1 protein-coding gene is annotated in these 1,368 nt (G+C 60.6%); it reads left to right on the forward strand.

Annotated features, from left to right (window positions below; genetic code table 11):
* The coding region (locus GCN75_RS28725) for a beta strand repeat-containing protein (RefSeq protein ID WP_405002844.1) at positions 1 to 1,368 on the forward strand (1,368 nt) is incomplete at both ends.

Here is a 1,368-nt window from a genome sequence, read left to right on the forward strand (position 1 = left end):
CCGCCGGCAATGTGTTTGCCGGCGCCAACCTGAGGACCACGCTCGATACCTTGAGCAATACGGGCAGCCTATATGCGGCAGGCAATCAATCCCTGACCGCAACAGGCGCCATCACGAACACGGGCGTGATCGCCGCGCAGGGCAACACTAGCCTGACGGCGAAAACTCTCGACAGCAGCACCAGCAGCTTGCTCGGTGCCGGCATGCAGGCCGATGGCAAGCTGGGCACGGCCGGTGACCTGACGATTCATACCACGCAAACGCTGGCGGTGCATGGCCAGAACCTGGCGGCGGGCAGCGCCAATCTGACCGGTGCCAGCATCGATATCGGCGGCAGCCAGACCAGCGCCGCGAACATCGGCTTGACGGCAACAACGGGTGACGTCAGCACGAACAAGGCGGTCGTGACGACGTCAGGCACATTGAACGTCACGAGCAATGTCACCTTGCACAACACGGAAGGCACGGTGCAGGCGGATCAACTGGATCTGCATGTGGGCAATCTGGACAACGCCAAGGGCAGTATCTTGCAGACGGGCACGGGTGACACGAATATCGTCACCGGTAATCTGGACAATACAGCGGGACGCATCGCGGTCAACAGTCAGAACCTGAACATCGATGCCGTTACCGTCGCCAACAAGGACGGCAAGATCGAGCATGCGGGTACGGGTCTTTTGTCCGTGCAGGCGGGCGTATTGGACAACAGCAAGGGCCGCATCACGTCCGCCGCATCGGCCGACATCGTCAGCAAAAGCACACTGAATAATACCGATGGCGTGATGGCAGCGACTGCCGACTTGCATGTGGGCGGTGTGACTATCGACAACACGCGCGGCGTGTTGCAGGCGGACATGTTGCGTCTCGATGCGGCATCCTTGCTGAACCAGCAGGGGACAGTGAGCGCCGGCACGGACCTGACTGCGCGCATCAGCGGTGATTTAACGAATGCTGGCCTGCTGTATGCGGGCCGCAACCAGCAACTGATGGTCGGTGGCTTGCTGAACAACAGTGGCTCCATTGCCTCCGTCAACAACACCCATATTACGGCTGGCAAAGTCACCAGCAGCGGCTTGCTGGGCGCCGGCGTGAAAGCGGACGGCAGCCTGGGGACGACAGGCGATCTGACCATCAATGCCGATGGCGTGCTGCAAGCGAGCGGACAGAATCTGGCCGCAGGCAGTGCGACGCTGACGGGTTCCAGTGTGGATCTGTCGAACAGCCAGACGGGCGCAGCGAATATCGCCATCACGGCAACTACTGGTGATGTACAGACTAACAAGGCGGTGATTTCCGCCAGCAATCTGCTGGCCATCACCGCCAACGCAAATAACGCCCAGTCACTGGTAAATAACCAGGGCCAGCTGG

The sequence above is a fragment of the Janthinobacterium violaceinigrum genome (genome assembly GCF_009208555.1).
Classification (GTDB): Bacteria; Pseudomonadota; Gammaproteobacteria; order Burkholderiales; family Burkholderiaceae_D; genus Janthinobacterium; species Janthinobacterium violaceinigrum.